Consider the following 24,442-nt stretch of genomic DNA (forward strand, 5'->3'; position numbering starts at 1 on the left):
TTGCGCTCCGGAATTCCGCCCTTCTACGTGATGGACGTGTGGCTGGCAGCAGCCGAACGTCAGCGTAGCCACGGGGATCTGGTGAACCTGTCGGCCGGGCAGCCCAGCGCCGGCGCCCCGTCGGCGGTGCGCGATGCCGCGGTGGCCGCGCTGAGCCGTAACCAGCTCGGTTACAGCGTCGCCCTGGGCATCCCGGAACTTCGCAGCGCCATTGCGCAATCGTATTCGGCGCGCCACGGTCTGACCGTCGACCCCGATGACGTAGTGGTGACGACGGGCTCGTCGGGCGGTTTTCTGCTGAGCTTCCTGGCGTGCTTCGATGCGGGCGACCGGGTTGCGATCGCCAGTCCGGGTTATCCCTGCTACCGCAACATCCTCTCGGCACTGGGCTGCCAGGTGGTCGAGATGCCGTGCGGTCCCGAGACCCGGTTCCAGCCGACGCTGCAGATGTTGACCGCGCTCGACCCGCCGGTCGCGGGGGTGATCGTGGCCAGCCCCGCCAATCCGACCGGAACTGTCATCCCACCCGACGAACTCGCGGCGATCGCGGCATGGTGCAGCGCCGAGGGGGTGCGCCTGATCAGCGATGAGGTGTACCACGGCCTGGTGTATCCAGGAGCCCCGGCAACCAGCTGCGCATGGGAGACATCGCGGGAAGCCGTTGTGGTGAACAGCTTTTCGAAGTACTTTGCGATGACGGGGTGGCGGCTGGGGTGGCTGCTGGTGCCCGACGAGCTCAAGCGGGCCGTCGACCGTCTGACCGGAAACTTCACCATCTGCCCGCCGGTGTTACCGCAGGTGGCCGCGGTGTCGGCTTTCACCGCCGAGTCGGTCGCCGAAGCCGAGTCGCTGCTCGGGCACTATGCGGCGAACCGGACGATGCTGCTCGAGGGATTGCGGGCGGTCGGGATCGAGCGGCTGGCCCCACCCGACGGTGCGTTCTACGTCTACGCCGATGTCTCGCATCTGACCACCGATTCGCTGTCATTCTGCTCGACCCTGCTCGACGAGACCGGCGTGGCGATCGCGCCGGGGGTCGACTTCGACACCGTCCGCGGGGGCGCGTTCGTGCGCTTGTCGTTCGCCGGGCCGACGTGCGACATCGAGGAGGCGCTGCAGCGGATGGGTGCGTGGATCGGCGCGCGGCCGTCAACCCAGACCGGTCGATGACCGCCGGCGACGTGAGATCGCGTCCACGCTGGCGGCCAACAGCAACACGCCGCCGGTCACCAGGAAGTTGATGTAGGACGATTGGTTCAGCAGGCCCAGACCATTGGCGATGGTCGCGACGACCACCCCGCCGATCACGGCGTCCAAGGCGCGTCCCTTACCTCCGAACAGGCTGGTACCACCGATGACGGCGGCGCCCACCGCGTACAGCAGCGTGTTGCCTGCGCCCGATGACGCCGAGACCTTGCCCGCGTACGACGCCGCGATGATTCCGCTCAGCGCCGCAAGCGACGAACAGACGACGAACACCGAGACCCGGATACGGTCCACCGATATGCCGGCACGGCGTGCCGCTTCGGCGTTGCCGCCCACCGCGTAGATGTGCCTGCCGTAGGTCGTGCGCCGCAGCACCACAGTCATCGCGATCAGCAACACCAGAACCAACGGCAGCACATACGGGATCCCGCGAATCTGCGCGCCGACGTTGACGCTGCGATTGACACTCAGCACGTAGGTGAGACCGAGTACCACCGCAGCCACGGCGCCGACCCGCGCCGCGACGACCCCGACCGGCGGGTGTGACAGTTGCAGGGCCATCTTGCGGCGATGCTGGTGAAACTGCACCGCGGCGAACCCGACCACGACCACGATTGCGATCGCCCAGCCTAGGCCGACCGGCAGATTGTTGATGGTCAACCCACGCACCACCGGGTCATCGACCCGCACCGAGCCGCCTTCACCGATGAGTTTGAGGGTCACACCCTGCAGTCCGAGGAAGAAGGCCAGCGTCACGACGAACGACGGTATGCCGAGTTTGGCGCGCAGCAGACCGATGGCCAGTCCGATGGCTGCGCCGCAAGAGATTCCGACCAGCAAGGCCGCCCACCAGGGCCAGCTCAGGTTGACGACGATCAACGCCATCGCACACGCCGACACACCGCCGGCCACCCCGGCGGACAGGTCGATGTCGCCGAGCAGCAGCACGAACACCAAGCCCATTGCGAGCACGCAGATCGCCCCGGCCTGGGTGATGAGGTTGGCCAGGTTCAGCGCGGACAGGAATCGGTCGTTGGCCAGACCGAACACCACGAACAACACCACCAGACCCAGCACGGCGGGCAGCGAGCCCATGTCGCCGCCGCGGACCCGCTGTAGGTACCCGCGGACGGCGTCACCGAAGGTCTCGACGCTGCGCGCATCGGCGGAGAAGTCGGCGTCGGCCAGCGTGACATCCGAACGAGTTCTGACAGTGGTCATCTCGGTGTCCTTTTTCGGCATCTCGGGGAAACACGGTCCTACATCGACTCAGCGGCCTGTGCCGGAGCCAGACCGAGGCTGCCCGAGCGGCCCGCGGTGATGAGCTCCACGACCTGGGCGTGCGTGACATCGGCAGCTTTGACGTCGGCGGCTACCCGGCCCAGGTACAGCGCGCAGATCCGGTCAGCAACCTCGAAGACGTCGGCCATGTTGTGGGAGATCAACACCACGCCCAGCCCCTGATGGGCCAGTCGGCGCACCAGCTCGATCACCTGCCGGGTCTGCGCCACACCGAGCGCGGCGGTGGGCTCGTCGAGCAAGACGACCTTGGAATTCCACAACACCGACTTCGCGATGGCCACGGTCTGGCGTTGCCCACCGGACAGACTGGATACCGGCTGTCGCACCGACTTCACCGTGCGCACCGACAGCGAGGTCAGGGCCTGCCGGGCCATGGTTTCCATCCGGGCCTCGTCGAGCATCCCCCGACTCTTCAACTCACGTCCCAGGAACATGTTCTCGACGATGTCGAGGTTGTCGCACAACGCCAGATCCTGATAGACGACCTCGACCCCGAGCGCGGAGACGTCGTTGGGGCTGCGGACACTGACCGGTTTGCCCTCGAAGAGGTACGTTCCGCTGTCGATGGGATGGATTCCGGCGATCGCCTTGACCAGTGTCGACTTGCCGGCACCGTTGTCGCCGACGAGTGCGGTGACCTGACCGGGATAGACGCAGAAATCCACATCGTGGAGCACGTGGACGACACCGAAACTCTTGTTCACACCCTGTAATTCCAAAATGGGAGCAACGGTGTCCATTGCTTGCATCACAGGTCCGCCGCGGCGCACATCGGCGCGAACTGGCCGGCGCACACCTCGTCCTTGGACTGGCCACCGTCGTCGAAGACGACGTCGATGTTGTCCTTGGTGATCGACTTCGGTGTCAGCAGCACCGAGGGGACATCGCGCCCACCGGTGTCGTCCCGCGAGGTGCTGGTGGTCTCGGGCTGCTCCCCCGCCGCCAGGGCGATCGCGACCTCGGCGAGCGCATTGGCCTCTTCGGTGGCCGACTTGTAGACCGTCATGCACTGCGTACCGGCCAGAATGTTCTGCAGCCCTTCCACTGTCGCGTCCTGCCCGGTCACCGGGACCTGACCGGCACGCCGGTTCTTCTCCAGGATGGAGACGACGGAACCGGCGAGACCGTCGTTGGCCGCGTATACACCGTCGACGCGACCGTCAGCTGCGGTGTAGAGCTGCTCGAAGATCGTCACGGCCTTGTCGTTGTCCCAGTCCGGCACCGCCTGCTCTCCGACGATCGTGATCGACGGTGTGGCATCCACAACCGAATGTGCACCGGCGCTGAACAGCGTTGCGTTGTTGTCGGTCGGAGAACCGTTGAGGAACACCACGTTTGCCGGCTGACCACCGAGGCAGTCCACCAAGCCCTGACCCTGCAGTTCGCCGACGGTGTTGTTGTCGAACGACACGTACACATCGGCCGATCCGCCCAGCGTGAGTCGGTCGTAGTCGATGGTCTTGACGCCTTGGGTCGCCGCCTTCTGCTGGATCGAGGCACCGCTGTCGGAGTCGAGGTTGACGATGGCCAGCACGGTCACCCCGTCAGCGATCATCCCGTCGGCGATGGTGGCCATCGTGTCGGCAGATCCTTCGGCGTTCTGGATCGTGTATGCGACGCCGGCATTCTCGAACGCCGCCGCGAGTGCGGGACGGTCCCTGGTCTCCCACCGGACCGACGACTTGGTGTCCGGCAGGATGACACCGATCTTGCCGCCACCTTGGGCGTCGGTGGAGTCGGAATTGGATCCACACGCCGTCACGGTGAGGCCGACACCGATGACTGCGGTGACGAGCAGAGTGCTGGTTCGCTTCACGATGATCCCTTTCGATGTCCTCATCGCGCACCCATCAGGTGCTCGATGGCCAACTGGTGCAGCGCCACAAAGCCGCAGCCCTTTCCACCGAAGTACGACGCGGTGTCGAACTCCTCGAAAGCCGCGGTGTCGGTGAGCAGGTCCGCGTAGGTTTCTCCCGAACCCAGCGTGGGCCGGCTCAGCTCGGAGACCTTGGCCACTGCCCTGGCCTCCTGCACCGCAGGGTCGGACCGAAACGCCGCGACCCGCTGCCGCAACAGCAGATACATCCGCATGTTCGCCGCCGCCGACGCCCACACCCCGTCGATGTCCTCGGTCCGGCTGGGCTTGTAGTCGAAATGGCGCGGCCCGTCATAGGCCGGGGTTGCGTCTGGACCGCCGTGCTCGAGCAGGTCGACCAGCGCGAAGGCATTGACCAGGTCCCCATGGCCGAACACCAGGTCCTGGTCGAATTTGATGCCGCGCTGACCGTTGAGGTCGATGTGGAACAGCTTGCCGCTGTCGAGCGCCTGGGCGATACCGTGCATGAAGTTCAGGCCGGCCATCTGTTCGTGGCCCGTCTCTGGATTGACCCCGACCATCTCGGGATGCTCGAGGGTTTCGATGAACGCCAGGGCGTGGCCGACGGTGGGCAACAGGATGTCTCCACGCGGCTCGTTGGGCTTTGGCTCGATGGCGAACCTGATCCCGCTACCTTGGTCGATCACGTACCGGCACAACATGTTCAATGCTTCGCGATACCGCTCCAGGGCGGCGCGGACATCTTTGGCGGAGTCGTATTCGCTACCCTCGCGGCCGCCCCAGATCACGAACGTCTCAGCACCGAGTTCGGCGGCCAGATCGATGTTGTGCAGCACCTTGCGCAGCGCGTATCGACGCACCTGACGGTCATTGCTGGTGAAGCCGCCGTCCTTGAAGACCGGCTGGGTGAACAGATTGGTGGTCACCATCGGAACCACCAGTCCCGACGTGTTCAATGCCGCGACCAACCGGTCGATCGCCCGCCGCCGCTCGGAACTCGAGCTGCCGAACGCGAACAGGTCGTCATCGTGGAGCGTCAGACCGTAAGCGCCGAGATCGGCCAGTCGGTGCACGGCCTCCACCACGTCGAGCACAGGGCGGGTGGCCACACCGAACGGATCGGCGCCGGGCCAGCCGACGGTCCAGAGACCGAACGAGAATCTGTCCTCGCGTTTCGGGATCAACGCATCAGACGCAGGGGCGGTGGATGCCAACACAGTCATCGGGATACTCCAGTGGGGCATTGAGATATGGTTTTGTTCTCTGACCGAACATAAAATGTGGCCCACGACACTGTCAAGGGCTGCGTAGTGGAGGGCGGTATCGCGGTGAAGGCGACGCAGAGCGGTCGCGGCGTGCGCGTCGGGACCAGCGCCGACGACGTCCGACGGCGCAACCTGTCCGGTGTTCTCACCCTCGTGCACCGGCACCGGGCCATCAGCCGAGCAGAGTTGACCCGACGCACCGGCCTGTCACGCTCGACCACCAAAGATCTTGTCGAGGAACTGGCAGCGCGCGGTCTGGTCGAGGAATCGCCAGCACCGTCGGTATCCCAGGTCGGACGCCCCAGTCCGATCGTGCGGCCCGGTGACCGGGTATTGGCGGTGGCAGTCATACCCGAGGTCGACGCCGTCACCGTCGGGCTGGTCTCGATGGGTGGCGAGGTCCGAGACGTCGTGCGGTGCTGCACCGACCGGATTCCGACGCCGGCCGACACGGTGTCCATCGCGCGCGACGCCATCCGCGGGATCCAGCAGAGACTGCGTGACGACCAGCAGGTGACCGCGGTCGGGGTGGCAGTACCCGGGCTCGTACACGGGGTGGAGTCGGCGGTTCAATTGGCGCCCAACCTCGACTGGCATGATGTCGAGATCGGCCAGATGCTCAGCACCGCAGTCGATTTACCGGTTCACGCTGCCAACGACGCCAATGTCGGAGCTATCGCCGAGCACCGGTTCGGTAACCATCACGCCGCCGAGCACCTGATCTACGTCAACGGTGGCCCCAGCGGTATCGGAGCTGGATTCGTGGTTGCGGGAGGCCTGCTCGAGGGGATCGCGGGATACGCCGGCGAGCTCGGGCACACTTTTGTCGGTGGCAGCGAACGGTGTCACTGCGGCGGTGTCGGATGTCTGGAGACCGAGGTCACCCAAGCGCCGCTGGCCAACCTGCTGGCCGAGCTGGACCGTGGGGCCGGCGAGGACGGGCCCATCCTGCACAGCAGCGTCGAGCACGACGTGCTGAACCGGCAGGCACGAGCACTGGCCATCGCCCTCGGCAACGCCATCAACATGTTGAACCCCGGCCTGATCGTCCTCGGTGGTTTTCTGCGGGTGTTCCCCGCTTTCGGCGCATCGGCGCTGCGCGCGGAATTGACTCGCCGCAGCATGGCGGCGCCCCGTGCTCTGGTGCGGGTCGAACCCGCCACCCTGGGTTCGGCCACACTGGTCATCGGCGCCGCCGAGCTGGCCTTCGCACCCGTACTGGCAGATCCCGGAAGGAACTGAGATGACCCTGGTAGCCGGAGTGGATTCGTCGACGCAGTCATGCAAAGTGGTGATCTGCGATTCCGACAGCGGCGCGGTGGTGCGTCACGCATCGTCGCCGCACCCCGGTGGCACCGAGATCGACCCTGAGCGCTGGTGGGATGCGTTGCAGAACACCATCTCCGCCGCAGGCGGGCTGGCCGACGTCTCGGCCATGGCGGTCGGCGGACAGCAACACGGCATGATCTGCCTGGACGCTGCCGGCCAGGTGGTGCGAGAGGCACTGCTGTGGAACGACACTCGATCGGCACAGGCCGCATCGCAGCTTGTCGTCGACCTGGGCGGTCCCGGCGCCTGGGCACAGCGCATCGGCGTCGTCCCGGTGGCCGCGATCACCGCCGCGAAGTTGAGATGGCTGGCAGACCATGAGCCTCAGCACGCCGATGCGACTGCGGCAGTGTGCCTTCCGCATGACTGGCTGACGTGGCGCCTGATGGGCTCGGCCGCCATCGCCGACCTGTGTACCGATCGAAGTGACGCCAGCGGAACCGGCTACTTCTCCGCCGAAACCGGCGACTATCAGCGCGACCTTCTCGCGCTGGCATTCCGTGGTCGAGAACCCGCCGTGCCGACGGTGCTCGGCCCCAACGCAAGCCCCGGGACCACGCCACAGGGCATCGTGCTGGGCCCCGGTGCGGGTGACAACGCCGCTGCCGCTTTGGGACTGCGAGCCGGCTCCGGGGACTGTGTGGTGTCGCTGGGGACCTCGGGCGTGGTCAGTGCCGTGGGACAGGCGGCTCCGCACGATGCGGAGGGGATCGTCGCCGGCTTCGCCGATGCGACAGGGCGCCAGCTCCCACTGGTATGCACCCTCAACGGCGCACCTGTGCTCGCGACCTTCGCGGACATGCTGGGAGTGGACTTCGACGAGTTCGACCAGCTCGCACTGTCAGCCCCCGCGGGTTCCGGAGGCCTCGTGGTAGTCCCGTACTTCGACGGCGAGCGGTCACCGAACCTCCCGCAGGCGACGGGTGCGCTACACGGGGTGACGACCCGAAACCTGAACGCCGCCAACATTGCCCGTGCCGCGGTGGAAGGACTGCTCAGCTCGATGGTCTATTGCATGGACAAGATCCGGGCCCAGGGAGTCGACACCGAACGTGTCATCCTGGTCGGCGGCGCAGCCCGGTCGGAAGCGGTGCGCAGGATCGCCCCTGCCATATTCGGCACCGCGGTGCATGTTCCGCAGCCGGCGGAGTACGTCGCCCTGGGCGCCGCACGGCAGGCCGCCTGGGTGCTGTCCGGGCGGGCCACACCGCCAGAATGGTCCGCCGGAGAACCGGGCTGCTACCAGGCCGACGCGACACCTCAGGTGCTCGACCGGTACCGCGAGGCACAGGACCTGACCCTGCGATAGGGCGCTTCTTGTCGGACCGTCCGGGTACTGTCGGGGACGTGTTCGAAAGTGTGTTCGACCTGTCTGACGCGGCTGGTGAGGCGGAGCTGCGGGCAGTCGTCGAACGCTGCGAGAGGTTGAAGGCCCAGGCCGCTGCGGTCCAGGCGCGGGCCACGGCGTTGTGGGCGGCCAAACGCGCTGCTGCTGAAGAGGCTGCCGGGATCGCCAAAACCAGGCGCGGTAAGGGGCTGGCCAGCGAGGTCGCGTTGGCGCGCCAGGACGCCCCGGTGCAGGGCAACCGACATCTGGGCTTCGCCCGAGCGCTGGTGCACGAGATGCCGTGCACGCTGGCGGCCATGGCGGCCGGGGTGCTCTCGGAGTGGCGGGCGACGCTGATCGTGCGTGAATCGGCGTGCTTGAGCGCAGAACACCGCCACGAACTCGACCGGCAGCTGTGTGGCGATCCTGCGCGGCTGACCGGATGGGGTAACAACCGCATCGAAGCCGAGGCCAAGGCCATCGCAGCCCGTCTCGACGCCGCTGCGGTGGTCGAGCGCATCGACAAGGCTGCCGCAGGTTGTGCGGTCAGTTGCCGGCCCGCGGCCAACAACATGGTCTACGTCACGGTGCGGCTCCCGTTGACCCAGGGTGTCGGCCTCTACGCCGCATGCACACAGGCCGCCGACACCACCTTCGACGAACGGCCGCGCGGCCAGGTGATGGCCGAGACGGTCTACGAGCGGGTGACCGGACGTGCCGCCTCCGCCCCGGTTGCGGTGGCGCTGAACCTGGTGATGGCCGACACCACGCTGGCCGGTGACGACGACGAACTGGGCTGGCTGCACGGGTACGGACCCGTCCCCGCCGGGTTCTGCCGCGCCCTCGTCGGTGACGTCGTCCTGGATGCCGAGACCCGGGCCACGCTACGCCGGCTCTACCGCCATCCCGACAGCGGGCAACTGGTAGCGATGGAATCGAAAGCCAGGATCTTTCCGAAAGGGCTCGCCGCGCTGCTGGACCGTCGCGACCGCACCTGCCGAACCCCCTACTGCAACGCCCCGATCCGCCACCACGACCACGCCACACCCCACCACGCCGGCGGGCCCACCACAGCGCTCAACGGCCTCGGCGAATGCGAGGCCTGCAACTACACCAAAGAAGCCGCCGGCTGGCAAGTCAGCACCACCGAGACCAACGGGCACCACACCGCGCAATTCCGCACCCCGACCGGCGCGGTCTACCGGTCAACCGCCCCACCGCTACCCGGGCCGCCACCACGACGGCGCAGCATCATCGAAGACGGAATCACCATCGACCTCATCACCTTCGACGCCGCGTGACGTACCAATCGAGCAGGGCGGGGTCATCGACGGCGCTGCGCTCAACCACCTTGGCCGCGTCGCGGCCCTGGAAGAGTTTCTTGATGGGCACCTCGAGCTTCTTGCCGGTGCGCGTGTGCGGAATGCCTGGGGCGACGATGATCTCGTCGGGGACGTGCCGCGGCGAGACCTCGGTGCGGATCGTGTCATTGATCCGGTTGCGGATGTCGTCGGTGAGGTCCATCCCGTCGGCGAGAACCACGAACAGCGGCATCCAGTAGCCGCCGTCGGGCTGCTCGGCACCGATCACCAGCGCCTCGGCGACCTCGGGCAGTCGTTCCACGGCCTGGTAGATGTCGGCGCTGCCCATCCGGATGCCGTGCCGGTTCAGCGTCGAATCGGAGCGTCCGTGCACCACCACGCTGCCGCGGTCGGTGATGGTGATCCAGTCGCCGTGCCGCCAGACGCCGGGATAGTGATCGAAATACGCCTCGTGATAACGGCTTCCATCCGGATCATTCCAGAAGGCAACCGGCATCGACGGCAGGGGTTTGGTGACCACGAGTTCGCCGACCTCACCGGTAACTGGATTCCCGGACTCGTCCCAGGCCTCCAGCGCCACACCGAGATAGGGCACCGACAGTTCACCCGGCCACACCGGCACCGTGCGTACTCCCCCGATGAACGCCGACACCACATCGGTGCCTCCGCTGATCGACGCGACCTGCACACCGACATGGTCGCGCAACCACAACGACGAGGTCGGTGGCAACGAGGATCCGGTGATACCGACGCTGCGCAGCGCCGACAGGTCATGGGTCCGGCGCGGCTCGGCACCAGCCTTCATGCAACCGAGCACGTAGCCCGGGCTGGTACCCAACACCGTTGCCCGCACCCGAGCGGCGATGTCCCACAGGGCATCCGGTTGCGGCACGTTGGGGCTGCCGTCGTAGCACACGATCGTCGACCCCACCAGCAGCCCTGCAACCTGGAAGTTCCACATCATCCAACTGGGGCTGGTGTACCAGAAGAACGTGTCGGTGGGGCCGATGTCCGACTGTAATGCCACGGCTTTGAGATGCTCCAGCACCACCCCGCCGTGACCGTGGATGATGCCCTTGGGCAAACCGGTGGTGCCCGAAGAGAACAAGATCCACAGCGGGTGATCGAACGGTACCGGTACCGGCTCGAGCGGCTCGTCGCTCGATTCAGCCAGATCGGACAGCCCGAAGCTGACCTCGACGGATGACAGCCCGGCCCGCAACGCCTCGACATCGCCCCGCTTGTCGCGGTACTTGCCCCCGAAGCGGTATCCGTCGGCGGCGACGAGCACCTTGGGCTTCAGCTGCCCCAGCCGGTCCAGTGCCGCTTTGGCCGAATAGTCCTGGCCGCAGGCGCTCCACACCGCACCGATGCTGGCCGTCGCCAGAAACGCGATGACGGCCTCGGCGATGTTGGGCAGATAGCCCACCACCCGGTCGCCGGGCCGCACATCGTGGGCACGCAACTTCTCGGCGAACGCTGCGGTGCGGCCCAACAACTCTGGCCAGGAGATCTGCCGATCGGGACCGTCCTCACTGACCGCGACGATGGCCGGGCGGTCAGTCTGGGCGCTGCGCAGGACCTGGTCGACATAGTTCAGCGTGGTTCCCGGAAACCACTGCGCCCCTGGCATTTCGGTACCGGCCAGCACCGTCTGCCCGCGCCGACCCAGGTCGAAGTAGTCCCACAGCGCCGCCCAGAAACCGGTCGGGTCATCGACCGACCATCGCCACAGGGCGCCGTAGCTGTCGAAGGTCGCATCGATTCGCCGCTCCACGAAGCGGGTGAAATCGGTGACGCGGGCAGCTGCGACATCGTCGTCGGTGGGAGTCCACTGCGCGGCGGTCACTTGGCGCTCCACCCGCCGTCCATCGTGTACGACGCTCCGGTCACCATGCCCGCTGCCGGCGATGCCAGCCAACCCACCAACGCACCCACCTCCTCCGGCTCGACGAGCCGTTTCACCGCACTGTCCTTGAGCAGGATTTCGGTCAGCACCTGCTCTTCGGGAATGCTATGCGTTCGCGCCTGATCGGAGATCTGCTTGGTGACCAGCGGCGTGCGGACGTAGCCCGGGTTGACGCAGTTGCTGGTGACGCCGTGTGACCCGGCCTCGAGAGCTGTCACCTTCGACAACCCCTCCAGCGCATGCTTGGCGGTGACGTAGGCGGACTTGAACGGCGATGCCCGCAACCCGTGCACCGACGAGATGTTGATGACCCGGCCGAACCTGTTGCGATACATGTGCGGCAGTGCGGCTCGGATCAACAGGAACGGCGCCTCGACCATCAACGTCAGCATCGAACGGAACTTCTCCGGCGGGAAATCGATGATCGCCTCGACGCGCTGCACCCCGGCGTTGTTGACCAGGATGTCGGTCTCCAGCCGCAGCTCTTCCAGTGCCCCCACGTCGCGTAGGTCCAGTGTCCATGCGGTTCCGCCGATCTCGTCGGCGACCTGCTGGGCACCTGGCCCGTCGACGTCGGCCACGGTGACGGTGGCACCGCGGCCGGCGAGCTCACGCGCGCACGCCGCACCGATACCTCCCGCGCCGCCGGTGACCAGCGCCGTGCTGCCGGTCAGATCGCTCACGCCGCCCCTGCCTTGGCCAGTTGCTCCCGGTCAGCCGCGTCGAGGGCGTGCAGGTCGATGCCGTTGGTTTCCCGGGTGAACCATGCCGCGACGAGCGTGATCACCGAAGCCCCGGACAGATAGAGCGCGATCGGCACCCAGGTGCCGTACCGGTCGAGCAGCCAGGTGGCGATGGCCGGGGCCAGTGAGCCGGCCACGATCGAGGTCACCTGATAGCCGAGCGAGACACCGGAGTACCGCATCCGGGTCGGGAACATCTCGGCCATGATCGCCGGCTGCGGGGCATACATCAGCGCGTGGATGATCAGGCCGAGAATGACCGCACCCATGATCATCAGATAACTGCCGGTGTTCATCATCGGGAACGCGACGAAGCCCCAGGCGGCCGCCAGCACCGCGCCGACCATGTACACCGGTCGCCGGCCGAACCGGTCGGCCAGCCGCCCGACCTGCGGGACCACCAGGAAATGCACCGCGTGCGCAGCCAACAGATACCACAGGATGTCTCCGGTGTCGGCGCCGACGTGGGTCTTGAGATAGACGATGGAGAACGTGACGACCAGGTAGTACATGATGTTCTCCGCGAAGCGCAGACCCATCGCGGTGAAAACACCGCGCGGGTAGCGCTTGAGCACTTCGACCACGCCGTAGGAGACCGACTTGACCCGCTCGACCTCTTCCTGTGCGGCGACGAAGATCGGTGCGTCGGTGACTTTGGTGCGGATGTAGTACCCGATGACGACCACCACTGCCGACAGCCAGAACGCGATGCGCCAGCCCCAGGACAGAAACGCGTCCTCGGGCAGCAGGCCGGTCAGCACCAGCAGCACCACGGTCGCGAGCATGTTGCCGATCGGCACCGCCGCCTGCGGCCAGCTGGCCCAGAACGCCCGGCTCTTGTTCGGGCTGTGCTCGGCGACCAGCAGGACCGCGCCACCCCATTCCCCTCCGACGGCAAATCCCTGCAGGAATCGCAATGCCACCAGCAGAATCGGCGCCCAGACTCCGATCTGCGCATAGGTCGGCAGACATCCCATCAGGAAGGTCACCGCGCCGACGAGCAGGATGGCGAATTGCAGAAGCTTCTTGCGGCCGTACTTGTCACCGAAGTGGCCGAACACGATGCCGCCCAGCGGGCGGGCGACGAAGCCCACGGCGTAGGTCAGAAGCGCGGCGATCAGCCCGGCTGCCTCGCTGGTGCCCTCCGCGAAGAACACCTTGTTGAACACCAAGGTGGCCGCGGTCGCGTAGAGGAAGAACTCATACCACTCGACGACGGTGCCCGCCATCGAGGCGACCACGACCCGCTTCAACCCGGTAGGTACCGACCCCGCGGCCTGCTGTGTGCTGCTCATCCCAGACCCCTCCCTTGTGATGGCGACCACAGACTGGAGTGAGTATTCATGCAGTTGGCGTGGCGCAGCAATAACCAAATATGCACCATAGGTCTGCAAAAATGCAGAAATGCCGACGACTGTGCGCCGTCCCAATCCCGACGACCTACTGGTGCTGCTGGCGGTGGGGCGCACCGGTCGCTACACGACGGCGGCCGATGAACTGGGCCTGAACCACACCACGGTCAGCCGTCGGATCGCCGCCCTGGAACGCGCCATGGGTGGACGGGTACTGGCACGCGTCGGCGCCGGCTGGGAACTCACCGACCTGGGCAGGGAAGCACTGACCGCCGCCGAAGCGGTCGAGAGCGCGGTGCGCTCGCTGGCCACCGACGCCGGCGGGCAGCGAGCTCTGGAGGGCGTTGTCCGCATCTCGGCCACCGACGGGTTCTCGGCCTACATCGCTGCACCGGCCGCGGCGACGGTGCAGCGCGAGCACCCCAAAGTCGCAGTGGAAATCGTGGCCGCCACCCGGCGTGCCACCCAGCAGCGCTCGGGGATGGACGTCGAAGTGGTGGTCGGTGAACCGAAGGTGCATCGGGCCAAGGCGTTACGGCTCGGCGACTACTGTCTGGGGCTGTACGGTTCGCGCGACTACCTGGCCGAACACGGCCAACCGGACAGTGTGACCGACCTGCATCGTTTTCCGCTGGTGTACTTCATCGACTCGATGCTGCAGGTCGACGATCTTGACCTGGCGGCCAGCTTCGCTCCATCGATGCGGGAATCGGTCACGTCGACCAACGTGTTCGTCCACGTCGAGGCCACGCGCGCCTCGGCCGGGCTCGGCTTGCTGCCATGCTTCATGGCCGACCGGCACGTCGACCTCGTGCGCGTGTTGGGCGAACAGGTGTCCATCCGGCTGGCCTACTGGCTGGTGACCCGGCCGGAGACGCTGCGCCGCCCCGAGGTAGCCGCCGTCGTCGACGCGATCCAAGCTCGCGTGCACGCGCAGAGCGACGCGCTGCTGGGCGTGGCTGATCAACTGTCCACAGGACTTATCCACAGTGTGGATGAATGACAACGATGTGATTCGGTGTCAGAGCCAGGTGTCCTCGCTGGCAACGGTGAGGAAAGCTTCCAGGTCGTTGCGCCAATCGGCCGGGGTGTTCTTGTCCGGCGCGATGCCGGTGTACTGACCCTGATAGAACAGCAGCGGCCGGGGCTTGCTCTCGGGCACCTCCGACAGCGAGTGCACCGCACCGAACACCACGAAATGGTCCCCACCGTCGTGGACCGAGGCCACCGTGCAGTCGAGGTGCGCCAAGTTGCCGTCGATGACCGGTGAACCCAGGTCCGACAGCGTCCAGCCGATGCCGGCGAACTTGTCTGGATCGCGGGACCCGAATCGCGCCGAGACGTGCTGCTGGTTCTCGTGCAGGATGTTGACGCAGAATCGGCCGCTGGCCTCGATCGCCAGCCAGGATCGGGACACCTTGGTCGGACAGAACAGCACCAGCGGCGGATCCAGTGACAGCGCCGCAAAGGACTGGCAGGCAAAGCCCACCGGGGCGTCCTCGTGGACGGTGGTGATCACCGTGATGCCGGTGCAGAACTGGCCCAACACATTGCGGAATGTGCGCGGATCGATCGGCGAGTTGCCCACGAGCGCTAGCTCTTGAAGCCCACGCTGAAGTCGTGACCCCACAGCGAGACCGCAGTGCTCTCACGCGCCACCCAGTCGCCGTCGTCGACCTCCAGCCCCTCGCACCCGAACTCGACGTCGAAGCCGCCGGGGGTTTTCATATAGAACGACAACATTTTGTCGTTGACGTGCCGACCCAGTGTCGCGGCCATCTTGACGTTGCGGCGCAGCGCCCGGTCCAGGCACAGGCCCACATCGTCGGAGTTCTCCACCTCGACCATCAGGTGCACGATCCCGGAGGGGGTCTCGCCCGGCATGAACGCCAGGCTGTGGTGGCGCGGATTGACGCCCAGGAAGCGCAGCCAGGCCGGGGCGCCGTCGGCCGGACGGCCGACCAGCTGCGGCGGCAGCCGCATCGAATCACGCAAACTGAAGCCCAGTACGTCGCGGTAGAAGTGCAACGTCTCGGCGTCGTCCCGGGTGGTCAACACCACGTGACCGAGACCTTGTTCTTCGGTGACGAACCTGTGCCCGTACGGGCTGACCACCCGGCGGTGTTCGAGGGCGACACCATGAAACACCTCCAGGGTGTTGCCTGACGGATCGTCGAAGACGATCATCTCGTCGACACGACGTTCGGCCAGCTCGGCGCCGGTGGCCTCCTTGTAGGGCGTGCCGTGCATCTCCAGGCTGTTGCGGATCTGCTGCAGCGCAGCGGCGTTGGCGGTTTCCCAGCCGGAGCTGACCAACCGGTCGTGCTCGCCGGGCACGATCACCAAGCGCGCCGGGAACTCGTCCATCCGCAGGTACAGCGCACCGTCGGTGTCGCCTTTGCCCTCCACCATGCCGAGCACCTTGAGCCCGTACTCACGCCATGCGGCGACGTCGGTGGCCTCGATGCGCAGATAGCCCAGCGATCGGATGCTCATGACTATGCCTCCAGAAGGAAGTCTGTGGTCAGCTTGTTGAATTCGTCGAACTTCTCCAGCTGCGCCCAGTGCCCGCACTGCCCGAAGACGTGCAGTTGCACCCGCGCGATCTGCTTGAGCGCCACCAGCGCACCGTCGATGGGGTTCACCCGGTCCTCGCGGCCCCAGATCAGCAGTACCCGCTGACGCAGCTTGTACGCATCGCGCCACATCATCCCGAGCTCGAAGTCGGCCCCGGCGAATGACCTGCCCATGGCCTTGGTGGCGGCCAGCGACTCCGGTGTGCTGGCGATCTGGAAACGCTCCTCGACCAGTTCCGGGGTGATCAGGCTCTGGTCGTAGACCATGATGCGCAGGAACTTCTCGATGTTCTCGCGCGTGGGCTCGGCGGCGAACTTGCCGAGCAGCTTGACGCCTTCGGTGGGGTCGGGGGCGAACAGGTTGACACTCAGCCCGCCCGGCCCCATCAACACCAGCCGGCCGGCCCGCTTCGGGTTGTCCAACGCGAAGCGCACCGCGGTACCACCGCCGAGCGAATTGCCCACCAGCGCAGCGCGTTCGATTCCGAGGTGGTCGAACAGGTTCAGCAGCGCGGTGGCGCTGTAACGGTTGTACTGCTCGTGCTCGGTGTGCTTGTCGGAGTGCCCATAACCGGGTTGGTCGACGGCCAGCACGTGAAAGTGCCGGGCCAGTACCGCGATGTTGCGGCTGAAGTTCGACCAGCTCGAGGCCCCCGGACCACCGCCGTGAAGCAGCACCACGGTCTGCGAGTTACCGACGCCCGCCTCGTGATAGTGCAGCCGCATGTCCTCACGGACCTGGGCGAACTTCGAGGTCGACTCGAACGTGATCTCGACCTGCTGTTCGGTCTCCTGGATGTAGGAGGTCATACCATCGTGTCCTGCGGCGGCAGCCCGAACGCGTCGTTGCCGAAGATCAGGTACGCCCGCTCCGGCTCGTTGGCCGCGTGGACGCGGCCGGCGTGCGCATCACGCCAGAACCGCTGGACGGGCTGGTCCAACCCGAGCGCCGTCGCACCGGATGCCTCGAACAGCAGATCGATCGACGCGATGGCGCGCGCGGTGGCACGGACCTGGTCGCGGCGCGCCGCGGCGCGCAACGAGAACGGAATCTCCTTGCCGTCCTGCAGCAGCTGGTACTCGGCGCCGACGTTGCCGATCAACTGCCGCCAGCCGGCGTCGATGTCGCTGGCGGCCTCGGCGATCCGGATCTTGGCGAACGGGTCATCCTTGGACTTCTCGCCGGCGAACGCCGCCCGCACCCGCTTGCCCTGATGCTCGACGTGGGCGTCATAGGCGCCGTAGGCCATCCCCATGATGGGCGCGCTGATGGTTGTGGGATGCATCGTGCCCCAGGGCATCTTGTAGACCGGCGCGGTGTTGGTCTGGTAGCCACCCGCAGTGCCGTCGTTCATCGCGCGGTACGACAGGAATCGGTGACGCGGGACGAACACGTCGTTGACCACGACCGTATTGCTTCCGGTGGCCTTGAGGCCGACGACGTTCCAGACGTCATCGATGGTGTAGTCGGTCCGCGGGATCAGGAAGCTGCCGAAGTCCACCGGCTTGCCGTCCTTGATCACCGGGCCGCCCAGGAAAGCCCAGGTGGCGTGGTCGCAGCCGGACGACCATTGCCAGGCACCACTGACCAGGTATCCGCCGTCGACCACGTGGCCTGCGCCCATCGGCGCGTAGGACGAGGACACCCGCACTGTGGGATCGCTGCCCCAGACGTCGTCTTGGGCCTGCTGATCGAACAGGGCCAAATGCCAGTTGTGCACGCCGATGATCGACGACACCCAGCCGGTGGAACCGCAGGCGCTGGCGATACGGCGCACGGCCTCGTAGAAGAGCGTCGGATCGCACTGCAGGCCGCCCCACTGCTCGGGTTGGAGCAGTTTGAAGAACCCGACCTCATCGAGTTCGGCTACCGTCTCGTCGGGCAGTCGACGCAGTTCTTCGGCGGCGGGCGAGCGCTCGGCGATGCGCGGCAGCAGGTCGTCGATACCGGCGAGAACCGATTGCGCGTCGCGCTGTTGAATGGACGTCACTGGTGTGCCTCCCGAGGCGTGCGAAGTAACCTGCAATGAGATTAGAACACGTTACGATTTGTGTCGAGTAGCGGCCGCCTGCAGCAGCTGGACCTGCGGACATGCATTTCTGTAACCTGTTCTAGTTATGATGTACCGCAGCGCGAAGAGAGGGCTCATCTTGTGACGGACGTAGCCGCCGACGAGCCATTGGGCAGTCACGTTCTGGAGTTGGAGATCTCCCGGGTCGTCGACGAGACACCCGACGCCCGCTCGCTGGTGTTCACATCGCCGGACAGCGCCCCGGTGGCACCGGAGAAGCTGCGCTACTCACCCGGTCAGTTCCTGACGCTGCGCATCCCCAGCGACCGGACCGGGTCGGTGGCGCGCTGTTACTCGCTGTGCAGTTCGCCGTTCACCGACGATCCGCTGACCGTCACCGTCAAACGCACCGCCGACGGGTATGCGTCGAACTGGTTGTGCGACAACGCTCATGCCGGAATGCGGATGCATGTCCTCGCCCCCTCCGGCACGTTCGTGCCCAAGAGCCTCGACACCGATTTCCTGCTGCTGGCGGCGGGCAGTGGCATCACGCCGATGATGGCGATCCTGAAGTCGGCGCTGTCGCAGGGCTCCGGCAAGGTGATGCTGATCTACGCCAACCGTGACCAGGATTCGGTGATCTTCGCCGCGACGCTGCGCGAGCTGGCGTCTAACTACCCCGATCGGTTGAGCATCGTGCACTGGCTCGAGTCGGTGCAGGGGCTGCCCACGATGTCCGGCCTGAGCGAGCTGGTCGCGTCCTACAGCGCACGAGAGGCGTTCATCTGCGGGCCCGGTCCATTCATGGCTGCCGCCGAGGAGGCGCTGAAGAATTCCGGGGCGGCACCCGAGCGCATCCATATCGAGGTATTCAAGTCGCTGGAGTCCGACCCGTTTGCTCGCGTGGCGCTCGAACCGGATGACAGCGACGAAGGCCCGGCCACCGCTTCGGTGACGCTGGACGGGCAGACCCACGAGGTGACCTGGCCGCGGCGGGCCAAGCTGCTCGACGTCTTGCTCGACAAGGGACTCGACGCACCCTTCTCCTGCCGCGAAGGGCATTGCGGCGCGTGCGCGGTGCTGAAGAAGGCCGGCGATGTCGAGATGGAGATCAATGATGTGCTCGAACAGCAGGACCTCGACGAAGGCCTGATCCTGGCCTGCCAGGCGCTGCCACGCTCCGATTCGGTCGAAGTCACCTACGACGAGTAACGAAGGACTAGCTTCTTGACGATGAACCGGCTCGCAGCGGCAGGCGCCACAGCGCTGATGGCGATGGCGCTCAGCAATCCCGCGACGGCGGTCGCGGCCTCGAACTCGGCGGTCACATCGATACCCGTGGACGGCTCCACGCAGATCGAGATGCACGTCAACGCCAATTGCGTGCCGGCCGAGAACAAGTGTTACTTCGACACCACGGCCAACCTGCTCACCCCGACCGGTCCCACCGGATTCCCGCAGGACACCTGGGCACGGCAGACGATCACGCTGCGCAGCAACGAGCGCGACGTGTGGCAGGAAGCCTGGTACAGCGCTCCGGCCGGGGTTCCGCGAGAACTCAAGGGCGCCAACCATAACAACGTGCTGTCCAAGATGTTCAAAGCGCTCAACAATGTCGAGATCTCGGTGACGTACTTCGGCGGTGGACCCATCGAGCGGTTCCGCGTGGACGGCGACTCGATGCCAACCGAGTGGCGCACCGGGCTGCCCGCGACCGGAGCAGACTTCCTGGCCTGCTCGCAGATCCAGGTGGTCTACGGCGGGGTGAACCTGACCACCCCGACGGCCTGCGCGCAGACGCGCTTCTAGCGCGGTAGGCCCAGCAACCGCTCGCCGGCCATCGTCAACAGGATCTGTTCGGTGCCACCGGCAATCGTCAGGCAGCGGGTGTTGAGGAAATCGTGCACCTGCCGGTCGACCACAGCACCGGCGCCGTCGGCGAGCTCCATCCGGAACTCGGCCAGCCCCTGGCGGTAACGCACCCCGATCAGCTTGCGGGCACTGGCCTGCGCGCCGGGATCCTGACCTTCCAGAGCCAGTTGCGCGATGCGCTGGTCCAACAGTGAACCGACCTGAGCCGTCACGATCAGCAGGCCGAGCTGATCCTGTTGTGCCGCGTCGATTCCGCGCTCGGCGACGACGCGCAGCAACTCTTCCATCGGATTGCCCAGCGCAGTGCCGTTGGCCATCGCGACCCGCTCGTTGGCCAGTGTGGTGCGCGCCAGCCGCCACCCATCGTTGACCTGCCCGACGACCATCTCGTCGGGCACGAACACCTCGTCGAAGAACACCTCGTTGAACAACTCGTCGCCGGTGATCTCACGCAGCGGCCGGATCACGATGCCCGGTGAGCGCATGTCGACCAGGAAGTAGGTGATGCCCGTGTGTTTCGCAGCGTCCGGGTCCGTTCTGGCCAAGCACACACCCCAGTGCGCCTGTTGGGCTGCCGACGTCCAGACCTTCTGGCCGGTGAGCTTCCAGCCGGCTTCGGCGCGAACAGCCTTGGTACGCAACGCGGCCAGGTCCGAACCCGCGCCGGGTTCGCTGAACAATTGACACCATGTCAGTTCGCCGCGCAGGGTTGCCGGCACGAACCTCTCGATCTGCTCGGGGCTGCCGTGCTCGAGGATCGTGGGCACCGCCCACCACCCGATCACCAGGTCTGGGCGGGTGATGTCGGCCGCAGCCAACTCCTGGTCGATCAGCAGCTGCTCGGCAGGTCCGGCGGCCCGGCCGTACGGACGCGGCCAGTGCGGCGCCAGCAGACCTGTCTCGGCCAACACGATCTGGCGATCCTCGTCGGACGCAGCCACCACCTCGGCGACCGCCGCGGTGATCTCCGGGCGAAGGTCGGCCACCGATTCCAGATCGATGCGCAATTCCCGGCGCACGCCCTGCTGCGTCAGCTCCACCACGCGGCGCAGCCACCGCGACCGTCCGCCGAGAAACTGGGCGATCCCATAGGCCCGCCGCAGGTACAGGTGCGCGTCATGCTCCCAGGTGATGCCGATGCCGCCGAGCACCTGGATGCAGTCTTTGGCGTTGGCCTTGGCGGCTTCGATACCCACCGACGCGGCCAGAGCCGCGGCGATCGACAGCTGACCGGCGTCCTCGGAGCCGGCGGCCTCGGCCGCGTCGGCCGCGGCCACCGAGGCCTGCTCGGCGCGCAGCAGCATCTCCGCACACATGTGCTTGACGGCCTGAAAGCTGCCGATCGGCTTGCCGAACTGTTCGCGCACCTTGGCGTAGTCGGTCGCGGTCTGCAGCAACCACCGGGCCAGCCCGGCCGCCTCGGCCGCCATCAGCGTCGCCGCCAGATCGACGATGCGCTGTGCGGGCACGTCGAGCTGCACTGCCACGGCGCCGTCGAAAGTCACCCGGGCCAGCGGCCGGGAGAAGTCTGTCGCGGTCAGCGGCTCGACGGTCACGCCGTCGGCGCGGGCATCCACCAGCAACCACCGCTCGCCGGCCGGAACCAGCAGCACAGCCGCCGCGTCGGCGCCGAGCACGTACGGCGCGGTTCCCGACACGCGGCCGTCGGCGCAATCCAGCGCGGCCGTCAGCGTCATCCCGGCCGTGCGCTCCCCCGCAACCAGTGCCGCCAGCAACTCCGGGTCGGCCGAACCGAGTACCAAGGTGGCCAATGCCGTGGTGGCCACCGGCCCGGGCACCAGCGCCGCGGCCGCCTCGTCGACCATCGCGCACAGGTCCCCGATCGAGCCGTCCGCCCCGCCGAGCTCCTCGGGCAACGCGACACCGAAGAGCCCTAGTTCGGCCAGCCCCCGATAGGGACCCCGCCAGGCGTCGGAGTCGCCCTGTTCGACCTCACGAGCGGCCTCGATTCCACCGGAACCGGCTGCCCAGGTGCGGACCAGTTCTCGGGCCGCGGCCTGCTCGTCGGTGATGCTCGCCGCAGAAGATACCGACACCGTGACTCCTAGCGTTTGGGGGAGAAGGCAGTGCTTCTCACTAGAACGTGTTCTAATAGTGCCAGCGCTCGACCGTCAAGTCGACCGCCATCACAGCAGCGCACGCGCAGGAGACGCCCATCACGTCGAGTGGGAAATCCGAGGCGGGCATGCGTATCGTTTTCGGACGGGAACGCATCACGTGAGGAGCCGCAGGTCGCATGTCGGGGACGTCTGAGTCAGCGAAGGTCTCGCCACCGCGCGCAGTCGGCGGTTCCGAGTCCGACTCGCGGCCCCGTCAGGTGATGAACGTGGCGGTGCTGACCGAATCCGAGCTGGGCTCAGAAGCTCAGCGTGAGCGCCGCAAGCGCATCCTGGACGCGACGCTGGCGATCGCGTCGAAGGGTGGCTACGAGGCCGTTCAGATGCGGGCGGTGGCAGAACGAGCCGACGTCGCCGTCGGCACGCTGTACCGCTACTTCCCGTCCAAAGTCCACCTGCTGGTTTCGGCGCTGGGCCGCGAGTTCGAACGTATCGACGCCAAGACCGACCGGTCCGCGTTCCCGGCCGGCGCCACCGCCTATCAACGACTCAACATCATGGTCGGCAAGCTCAACCGCGCGATGCAACGCAACCCGCTGCTGACCGAGGCGATGACGCGGGCGTTCGTGTTCGCCGACGCCTCGGCCGCCGGCGAAGTCGACCATGTCGGCAAGCTGATGGATTCGATGTTCGCCCGCGCGATGAGCGACGGCGATCCGACCGAGGACCAGTACCACATCGCGCGCGTCATCTCCGATGTCTGGCTGAGCAACCTGCTGGCCTGGCTGACCCGGCGGGCGTCGGCCACCGATGTGGCCAAGCGCCTCGACCTGGCCGTCCGACTGCTCATCGGAGACGGCGAGCACCCTAAGATCTGACAGGTGAGCGTCCTGCCGGCTGAGCTGACCACCGTCCTGGATGCCGCGGCCCGGGCTCCGCGCCTGCTGGTGGTCTCCGACTTCGACGGCACCCTGGCACCGATCGTCAACAACCCTTCGGATGCGCGGTTGTTGCCCGCCGCGGCGCACGCACTGACCGGCCTGGCCGAACTCGCCGACACCGCAACCGCATTGATCTCCGGGCGCGCCCTGGCCGACCTGCGTGTGCTCTCGGGATTGCCGGCCACGGTGCACCTGGTCGGCAGCCATGGTGCCGAGTTCAACTCCGGTTTCACCCACCAGATCGACACCGAACTGCTGGACACGATCATCGACACCCTGCGGGCCATCGCGTCGGACAAGCCCGGCGTGACCGTGGAGACCAAGCCGGCCAGCGTGGCCCTGCACGTGCGCAACGCCAGCGACGCCGACGGCCGGGCCGCCCTGGAAGCGGCGTGGGCGGCCGCGGAGCACTGGGACGCGCACGCCACCACCGGCAAGGCGGTGCTGGAATTCGCAGTGATCAGTACCGACAAGGGTGAAGCACTCGACATCCTGCGCGCCGAGCACCAGGCCTCCACGGTGGTGTTCTTCGGCGACGACGTGACCGACGAGAAGGCGTTCCGGCGGATGCGCGGCGACGATGTCGGGGTGAAGGTGGGCCATGGCGACAGCCTGGCCCGGTACCGCGTCGAGGCCCCCGACAACGTCGCCGCAGCGTTGGTCCGGCTGCTCGACGCCCGACGCGCTTTTGCCTGATTGCCAACGAATGTTGCGGCCGTACCGAAAACAGCTGACGCTGAGTGCATGACGCAATCACCGGGCAGTGATCTGGGCACTGAGTGGGACGAACGCTACAGCGCGTGGGCGGCCGACATACCCGATGTTCGGCCCAGTGCCGTACTGATCGACGTTGCTGGCCGGCTGGGCCCGGGCCGCGCACTCGATATCGGTTGCGGCATCGGCGCCGAGGCGGTCTGGCTGGCCGAGAACGGTTGGGAAGTTGTCGGACTGGATGTTTCGCAAGTGGCACTGGATCGGGCCGAGGCACGGGCACGAGATGCCGGCGTCGAGGTGAGCTGGGTGTGTGCCCCGTTGGAAGATCTCGAGCTTCCCGACATCGGTTTCGACCTGGTCAGCGCGCACTATCCCGCGCTGTTGCATGCGCCGGATGATCGCGCCGCACAGGCGCTGCTGGCAGCCGTGTCACCGGGCGGCACATTGCTGGTCGTGCACCACGCCGACGTCGACGTGGAGAAGGCCAAGTCCTACGGGTTCGACCCGGCCGACTACCTCAGCCACGAGGACGTTGTCGCGATGTTGGGAGCCGACTGGGACGTCGAGGTAGCACGCCGACGTCTGCGCGACGTTCCGGCCGGCATCGAGGGGCAGCACACCCACGACGACGTGATCGTGGCCCGGCGCCGCTGATAG

General features: G+C 66.7%; 22 protein-coding genes. 10 read left to right on the forward strand and 12 right to left on the reverse strand.

From position 1 onward, the window contains the following. The first annotated feature begins 30 nt into the window (after positions 1 to 30). Positions 31 to 1,170 (forward strand): pyridoxal phosphate-dependent aminotransferase, encoded by a 1,140-nt coding sequence (locus KXD98_RS23150; protein WP_260765367.1) that lies wholly within the window; start codon positions 31 to 33, stop codon positions 1,168 to 1,170. Here KXD98_RS23150 and KXD98_RS23155 read toward each other — a convergent pair. The 4 genes from KXD98_RS23155 to xylA are packed head-to-tail and all read right to left on the reverse strand — an operon-like array spanning position 1,150 to position 5,568. Then, positions 1,150 to 2,427 carry a sugar ABC transporter permease gene (locus KXD98_RS23155; RefSeq protein ID WP_260760670.1) on the reverse strand — a complete coding sequence of 426 codons (1,278 nt, stop codon included), beginning with the start codon at positions 2,425 to 2,427 and terminating at the stop codon, positions 1,150 to 1,152. The two genes, KXD98_RS23150 and KXD98_RS23155, sit on opposite strands and share 21 nt — an antisense overlap. 38 nt (positions 2,428 to 2,465) lie before the next feature. Continuing rightward, entirely contained in the window at positions 2,466 to 3,248 is a 783-nt protein-coding gene (locus KXD98_RS23160) for an ATP-binding cassette domain-containing protein (RefSeq protein WP_260760672.1), read from the reverse strand. An 8-nt stretch (positions 3,249 to 3,256) separates the two neighbouring features. Beyond that, positions 3,257 to 4,324: a sugar ABC transporter substrate-binding protein gene (locus KXD98_RS23165; RefSeq protein ID WP_260760674.1), complete on the reverse strand. Its 1,068-nt coding sequence runs from the start codon at positions 4,322 to 4,324 to the stop codon at positions 3,257 to 3,259. A gap of 20 nt (positions 4,325 to 4,344) precedes the next feature. Next, complete coding sequence (gene xylA / locus KXD98_RS23170; protein WP_260760676.1) at positions 4,345 to 5,568, reverse strand: xylose isomerase; 1,224 nt, start codon at positions 5,566 to 5,568, stop codon at positions 4,345 to 4,347. 57 nt (positions 5,569 to 5,625) lie between these two features. Between xylA and KXD98_RS23175 the strand changes: the two genes are divergently transcribed. The 3 genes from KXD98_RS23175 to KXD98_RS23185 are packed head-to-tail and all read left to right on the forward strand — an operon-like array spanning position 5,626 to position 9,567. Beyond that, positions 5,626 to 6,852: an ROK family transcriptional regulator gene (locus tag KXD98_RS23175; RefSeq protein WP_260760678.1), complete on the forward strand. Its 1,227-nt coding sequence runs from the start codon at positions 5,626 to 5,628 to the stop codon at positions 6,850 to 6,852. A gap of 1 nt (position 6,853) precedes the next feature. Further along, a complete protein-coding gene (xylB, locus tag KXD98_RS23180) occupies positions 6,854 to 8,248 on the forward strand; it encodes a xylulokinase (protein ID WP_260760680.1) in 1,395 nt (464 codons plus the stop codon). 38 nt (positions 8,249 to 8,286) lie between these two features. Further along, entirely contained in the window at positions 8,287 to 9,567 is a 1,281-nt protein-coding gene (locus tag KXD98_RS23185) for an HNH endonuclease (RefSeq protein ID WP_260760681.1), read from the forward strand. Here KXD98_RS23185 and KXD98_RS23190 read toward each other — a convergent pair. Genes KXD98_RS23190 through KXD98_RS23200 form a run of 3 tightly spaced genes read right to left on the reverse strand, consistent with a single transcriptional unit; the run spans position 9,548 to position 13,535 of the window. Further along, positions 9,548 to 11,449: an acetoacetate--CoA ligase gene (locus KXD98_RS23190; protein WP_260760683.1), complete on the reverse strand. Its 1,902-nt coding sequence runs from the start codon at positions 11,447 to 11,449 to the stop codon at positions 9,548 to 9,550. The genes KXD98_RS23185 and KXD98_RS23190 overlap by 20 nt on opposite strands. Further along, a complete protein-coding gene (locus tag KXD98_RS23195; RefSeq protein ID WP_260760685.1) occupies positions 11,434 to 12,180 on the reverse strand; it encodes a 3-hydroxybutyrate dehydrogenase in 747 nt (248 codons plus the stop codon). Before KXD98_RS23195 ends, KXD98_RS23190 begins: the two co-directional genes overlap by 16 nt. Further along, positions 12,177 to 13,535 (reverse strand): MFS transporter, encoded by a 1,359-nt coding sequence (locus KXD98_RS23200; protein ID WP_260760686.1) that lies wholly within the window; start codon positions 13,533 to 13,535, stop codon positions 12,177 to 12,179. The genes KXD98_RS23195 and KXD98_RS23200 overlap by 4 nt, the downstream gene beginning before the upstream one ends. 109 nt (positions 13,536 to 13,644) lie before the next feature. Here KXD98_RS23200 and KXD98_RS23205 point away from each other — a divergent pair, with 109 nt between their 5' ends. Further along, positions 13,645 to 14,595 (forward strand): LysR family transcriptional regulator, encoded by a 951-nt coding sequence (locus KXD98_RS23205; RefSeq protein ID WP_260760687.1) that lies wholly within the window; start codon positions 13,645 to 13,647, stop codon positions 14,593 to 14,595. An 18-nt stretch (positions 14,596 to 14,613) separates the two neighbouring features. Here KXD98_RS23205 and hsaB read toward each other — a convergent pair whose 3' ends face one another. The 4 genes from hsaB to hsaA are packed head-to-tail and all read right to left on the reverse strand — an operon-like array spanning position 14,614 to position 18,159. Then, on the reverse strand, positions 14,614 to 15,180 hold the full coding sequence (hsaB, locus tag KXD98_RS23210) for a 3-hydroxy-9,10-secoandrosta-1,3,5(10)-triene-9,17-dione monooxygenase reductase subunit (protein ID WP_260760689.1): 567 nt from the start codon (positions 15,178 to 15,180) through the stop codon (positions 14,614 to 14,616). A 5-nt stretch (positions 15,181 to 15,185) separates the two neighbouring features. Continuing rightward, on the reverse strand, positions 15,186 to 16,088 hold the full coding sequence (gene hsaC, locus KXD98_RS23215; RefSeq protein ID WP_260760690.1) for an iron-dependent extradiol dioxygenase HsaC: 903 nt from the start codon (positions 16,086 to 16,088) through the stop codon (positions 15,186 to 15,188). Between the two features lie 2 nt (positions 16,089 to 16,090). Then, complete coding sequence (gene hsaD / locus KXD98_RS23220; protein ID WP_260760691.1) at positions 16,091 to 16,978, reverse strand: 4,5:9,10-diseco-3-hydroxy-5,9,17-trioxoandrosta-1(10),2-diene-4-oate hydrolase; 888 nt, start codon at positions 16,976 to 16,978, stop codon at positions 16,091 to 16,093. Then, positions 16,975 to 18,159, reverse strand: coding sequence for a 3-hydroxy-9,10-secoandrosta-1,3,5(10)-triene-9,17-dione monooxygenase oxygenase subunit (hsaA, locus tag KXD98_RS23225; RefSeq protein WP_260760692.1), 1,185 nt, complete (start codon positions 18,157 to 18,159; stop codon positions 16,975 to 16,977). Before hsaA ends, hsaD begins: the two co-directional genes overlap by 4 nt. 162 nt (positions 18,160 to 18,321) lie before the next feature. Between hsaA and KXD98_RS23230 the strand changes: the two genes are divergently transcribed. Then, the gene (locus tag KXD98_RS23230; RefSeq protein ID WP_260760693.1) at positions 18,322 to 19,392 is read left to right on the forward strand and encodes a ferredoxin--NADP reductase; all 1,071 of its coding nucleotides are present in this window, start codon (positions 18,322 to 18,324) and stop codon (positions 19,390 to 19,392) included. Between the two features lie 21 nt (positions 19,393 to 19,413). Beyond that, a complete protein-coding gene (locus tag KXD98_RS23235) occupies positions 19,414 to 19,989 on the forward strand; it encodes a hypothetical protein (RefSeq protein WP_260760694.1) in 576 nt (191 codons plus the stop codon). On the opposite strand, the gene KXD98_RS23240 is transcribed toward KXD98_RS23235, so the two are convergent. After that, positions 19,986 to 22,109, reverse strand: a complete 2,124-nt coding sequence (locus KXD98_RS23240; protein ID WP_260760695.1) for an acyl-CoA dehydrogenase — start codon at positions 22,107 to 22,109, stop codon at positions 19,986 to 19,988. The genes KXD98_RS23235 and KXD98_RS23240 overlap by 4 nt on opposite strands. 290 nt (positions 22,110 to 22,399) lie before the next feature. Between KXD98_RS23240 and kstR the strand changes: the two genes are divergently transcribed. Genes kstR through KXD98_RS23255 form a run of 3 tightly spaced genes read left to right on the forward strand, consistent with a single transcriptional unit; the run spans position 22,400 to position 24,439 of the window. Next, entirely contained in the window at positions 22,400 to 23,008 is a 609-nt protein-coding gene (gene kstR / locus KXD98_RS23245) for a cholesterol catabolism transcriptional regulator KstR (protein WP_260765368.1), read from the forward strand. A 3-nt stretch (positions 23,009 to 23,011) separates the two neighbouring features. Continuing rightward, positions 23,012 to 23,767 (forward strand): trehalose-phosphatase, encoded by a 756-nt coding sequence (otsB, locus tag KXD98_RS23250; RefSeq protein WP_260760696.1) that lies wholly within the window; start codon positions 23,012 to 23,014, stop codon positions 23,765 to 23,767. Positions 23,768 to 23,815: 48 nt separating this feature from the next. Then, complete coding sequence (locus KXD98_RS23255) at positions 23,816 to 24,439, forward strand: bifunctional 2-polyprenyl-6-hydroxyphenol methylase/3-demethylubiquinol 3-O-methyltransferase UbiG (RefSeq protein ID WP_260760697.1); 624 nt, start codon at positions 23,816 to 23,818, stop codon at positions 24,437 to 24,439. Positions 24,440 to 24,442 lie beyond the last annotated feature (3 nt).

This window comes from Mycobacterium sp. SMC-4, assembly GCF_025263265.1.
GTDB lineage: Bacteria > Actinomycetota > Actinomycetes > Mycobacteriales > Mycobacteriaceae > Mycobacterium.